2 protein-coding genes are annotated in these 4,945 nt (G+C 41.2%); one reads left to right on the top strand and one right to left on the bottom strand.

The features are described from left to right. Window positions 1–278 (bottom strand): PD-(D/E)XK nuclease family transposase (locus DWW90_RS20215; protein ID WP_199662229.1); only part of this gene is annotated, 278 nt, incomplete at its 3' end. 2,347 nt (window positions 279–2,625) lie between these two features. On the opposite strand from DWW90_RS20215, the gene DWW90_RS20205 reads away from it, so the two are divergent. After that, window positions 2,626–4,945, top strand: a 2,320-nt coding sequence (locus DWW90_RS20205) for a hypothetical protein (RefSeq protein WP_233547857.1), incomplete at its 3' end; no start/stop codon positions are given.

Raw genomic sequence — 4,945 nt, 5'->3', positions numbered from 1 at the left:
GCATAATACAACACCCTGTCGGAAAAATACTTCTGACGGCTTTTCTGCATCTCGCAAATGAAGACTTCTCCTTTTTCGTTTTCGCAAAAGATATCGAAAACGGCACGTTGCTGATCCTGCTTCAAACCGAGCATCTCGACATTCCGGAATGTGATATCGACTATTACTTCCTGTTGAATGACTTCGTTTAAAAAGCTGATGATAAGATCTTTGCTTACTTCACTGCCGAAAATTTTCTTCCAGCCGTAATCCGAGAAGGGATTGATAAATTTGTCCATAATTAATTGTTTTAGTTGTTACTATTAACACTCCTTTGGCAAAGGTAGACAAATATTGCAGATAGAGTGAATAAAAATGAAATTATTTTTATTGGTGTTTCCATGCCCATGCAATCCGATTTGCTTCAAATCTGTCAAGTTTTGAATCTTCTGCAAACCTGACAAATTACAATAACCCCCATTTTCGACTGTTTTTCTATTTCGTCCGAAATCTTGATCGATTTTGGATTGACTTTTTTCACGATTTAACCCCCCTTTTCTGACAATAGAAAAAAAGAGGTGCGCAGTCCGTTCCCAAAAGTGTGCAATCTGATTACCGAAAACCGGAAACGCCGTCAAAGTGATAAAGCTTAACTCCCGGAGAATCGAATATTTGAAAATAAAACGGACGGCGTTCCAAATATCGCAAGGAAATTCAGGTGCTTTTTTGCCCTAAAGACGGTCCTCTTTTCAATTACGACCGTCCTAATCGCCATTACGACCGTCCTAATCTTCGCGAGGTGCCGAGTGCACTACACATTAGCACGGTCGTAATGGCAAAGAGGACGGTCGTAATTGTTGAAAATGCTCGAAAAAGGCGAAAAAGGCCCTTTTTGAGGTCAAAAAAGCGGATTAACATTTGTTTCGTTTCGGATGTCTCTTGGACTTGAAAAATCTGTTTTATACAATAAGCCCCCCTGCCGCAGGCTCTCTTTTGCCGTTGATAAGTTCCCGGCTTTGCCGGATTCCTCTGTGGGTTTCAACCCCTTTCAAATATCTACAGGCAATCTCTATTAAAGGGGCTGAAGCCCACAGAGGAAGAAGCTCTGCCTCTAAGCTCTAAAACCGTTCGTTGAAACGAAACGGCAAAAGAGAGCCTGCGGCAGGGGGCTTATTGTATAAAACGCATTTTTTGAGCTCGAAAGGCACCCTAATTCAAACAAATGCCAATCCACTTTTCAGCCGTCAAAAAGGAGCTTTTTCCTATGATCCGGCACCTTATCGCTGCGAAGAGGGACTTTATCGCTCTGACCCGGAACTTTGTTGCCCCGAAGTCAGACTTCATATAGCACGAAGTCAACCTTCAGAGCGACGAAGCGTTACTTCAAGGCTATTTTCTGCGCACCTCACGGCAACAAGCCTTCAAAATTTTCTTGGGATATTTGGAACGCAGTCCATCTTCGTTCACAAATATTCGATTCTCCGGGAGTTAAGGTTTATCACTTTGCCGGTGTTTCCGTCTTTCGGCAATCAAATTGTACGCTTTTCGGTATGGGCTCGGCACCTCATTTCGTTTGTTGTCATCCGAGCAGGTTAAAACAGTGAAAAGAGTCAATCCAAAATCGATCATGATTTCGGACGAAATAGAAAAACAGTCGAAACAGGGGGTTATTGTATATTTCCCAATTTACAAAAGGTCCAAAACGTAAGAAATAATGAACCATCCCGTTCCCGCGCTCCGACGCGGGAACGCAAAGGAACTGCCGTATTTTGGACCGATAAATCATCATTTTTATTCCCAAAACCTGGGGATTATGTTGCATAAACGGTATTGTTTCGTCCTGTAACCCATCTGTTTTGGAAAATTATGGGCGTTTTCCCTTGTTGATTCGGAAAACCTATTTACCTTTGCAACGATTCCGTAGTGGGCAGCGGCCTACGGAGCGCGGGATCAATTACATATTGTAAGCATTTTACGGAGATTATTCCAATTCAAAAATCTAGCAAATTTTTAATACACCGGAATAATGGACAGTAAATGCTTGCGCTGATTACGTATAACTTCACCTGCCATTTTATATGGGAGGATTGTTTTATATCGTATAAGGCGCGAGCTGTTGTTCTATTATTGGTGTATGGGCTTTGCTAGAGCCTTTGAGTTGATAATAGATAACACGCTCGCGTTTTTTTTATGCCCGTTCATAATCATTCGCGGGGGTGTTCTCACCCCCTTCGTGAAATTAGTTGTTGGATTTTTAAACACTATTTTATTAACAATTAATTTTTAATGATTATGAACAAGAGATTTTCTACTCTTTTGGCTGCCGCTCTGGTAGCCGGTGGATTCTCCTTCAATGCAATGGCATCAGTGACAGCCGGTCCTGGTTCTATTAAAACAGGTGAATACACATTATTGAAATTTGACAATAGTGATGACAAGGTTCTGTCTGTAGATCCGGCTACTCGTAAATTGGAGGTTATTGATTATTCAACTTTACTCTCTAGTAATAAGCTTGTCGCAGGTACTTCTTTAAAAAAGTTGAATAATGCACTGTGGAAAGTAACAGTTAATTCTTCAACGAGTGTAACTGGGCAAAGTGTAACTTATTCTTTTACAAACAAAGCGGGACAAGCTTTAACTGTTGATTTGCTGACTGATGCTGTTGGTCATGTAACCAATGGAACTGCCGCTATTTCAAAATCTACAACTGGGAATACGACTTGGGCATGGACTGCCGCTAACGGTTTGTATGCCGTAAAAAGTTTTGGAACAGAAAAAGGTGACTCCGTATTTTATTTCACAAAAGATTTAAAATTGAAGTCTGCTGTCTATGATGTTACATCACCTTCTATTCCGACTGATGGAGCTTTAGTTGGTGTAGAAGACATGAGTCAGTATACTATTGAGCTGACTGCTGCCAGCTTTAATGATCTGATGAGTACTTATGAAGGTAAGTTGTTTTTCAATAACGGAAAGGATGTTTCTGCCAGTGAAACAAATGCATTGAAAAACCAAAAATGGCAGGCATTACCTTTTGGTACTTCTACTTATACAGCAGGAGCTAATGCGATCGCAGCTGTAAATGCAGGAAGTGAAACAGCTTTCTTCTTGTGGAATGGAAAAGAAGTATTGGCTGGTAATAACGGCTTGACTGCAAAAGACCAGAAAAAGAAGTTCTTCCTGGTTGTTGATAATGGCTGTTATAATACAGAAGAAACCTTGAATAAGTTGACAATTGATACACTGGGTTGGGAACCGATCTTTGACGCAAGTAACAATTTAACGGCTATTACTGCTGCTAATTTGAAAGCTCGTTCTACTGTTGCTAAGCGTAGTCCGCTTGCTGCTGGTTTCAAAGGGGTTTACCATATAGCAAAAGACTCCTTAGTTCTGACCGCTTTGGCTCGTCCTGCTTCAATTCCTGTGACTACTACTTTAGGCGCAATAAATACAAATAGTGGTTATGGTACAGGTTCAACAGCAATGGACAACTTAGAAAAGGCTGTTGTTAGTTTTATTGGCGGATTCGCAAGTAATCCTCCTGCAGATAAAGCAACATTTGCAGAATCCAATTTTGAATCAGATGGAAGTGCTTATACTTATCTGGCTTCAGGTGGAACAACTCCTGTTTCAGGTAAAGCATTAGTAGATAAAGCTAACGAATATATTGCAACTCTTACAGGAGATGCAAACAAGGCTGCAAAAGCAACTGCCCAGAATTATCTTGCTGCTATCAAGGGGTTGGCTATTGTAAAGGCTTCAACTGGAGGCAGTGCTCTTCCTACTGTTACTACGGACAAATTTGTAAATGGAAAGAACTTTGCAGACGGTGTAACGGCTATGGATGTCACTCAGTATGAATCCGGTGGTAACAAAGGTGGTCAATTGTCAATTAAGAAATTGAGTTCCACTTATGTTTTGACTCCTGCTCCTGTTTCAACAGCAGAAGCTGCTTTGGCTTCTGATTTCATCGCTCCGTTGATCCAGCCGTTTGCTACTGCCCCTGCTGATGGTGGCAATGCTGTAATCACTGAGGGTCTCTATTATATCAAAGATATGATGAAAGCCGATGATAACAAATATTATGGTACTTTCTATGATCTGAGTGTGGTGAATGCTGCAAAACGTGTTCAGAAAGAGCAAGCCTTTAATCCGTATGCACAGTTTATTGTAGAGAAAACAGCAGGAACAACAAAGGGTAACTATGTTATCTCTAATCGTGCTGGCGCAACAGATAATGAAAGTGTTGATAACTGGTATGGTGTAACTAATGTAGTCGACAAAGATAATAATATCTATACAATCAATGGTGACACTATCCAATTAGTAGCCGCTGACGACGTAGACGAAGACAACGCTTATATCGGTTTCAAATATATCACAGCTAACGATGCAAAGAACAACAAGTTCACCATCACTTCTGCTGCTGAAATGTTGGCCGGACAGACGATCGTAATGGTAAAAGACTCCAGCTTGAAGATTGCTGAAAGCGAAATGCTGTTTACTTTGACTCCGAGTGAAGAAACTGAATATGGTGTAAACGAAGACTTGATAAATGTTTCTTATACGATCTACAATGATGCCGATTCTACCTATCTGGTGAAAGACGAAACGAGCGGTAACTATCGCTTCATCCACGAATCCAACATCGCTTCTGCAGCTATCACTAAGTTCTACATGATCGCTGTCGATACTGATTCTACTTATGTTTTGGCTGACGGTTTAGACGATGCTACTAAAATGGTTATCAGTACCCAGTACAAGACTATCTCTGCTAAAGATTTGGACGAACGTAACGACATGTTCATCATCAAACCGCAGGCTGCTCCTGCCTCTTACAAATCTCTGCCGAAACACGTACGCATCCAGGCTATCAACGGCGACTATGCTGCCGTTAACGCTAAGAACCAGGGTATCGCTGTCCGTGAAGGTGATTTGAAGGCTGATGCTTATGACAACTTAGACT

Origin of the sequence: Parabacteroides sp. AF17-28, from assembly GCF_003479205.1 — a bacterium.
GTDB classification, from domain to species: domain Bacteria; phylum Bacteroidota; class Bacteroidia; order Bacteroidales; family Tannerellaceae; genus Parabacteroides; species Parabacteroides acidifaciens.
Note: the sequence above shows the minus strand (reverse complement) of the source record. Positions and strands in the feature narration are given on the sequence as shown.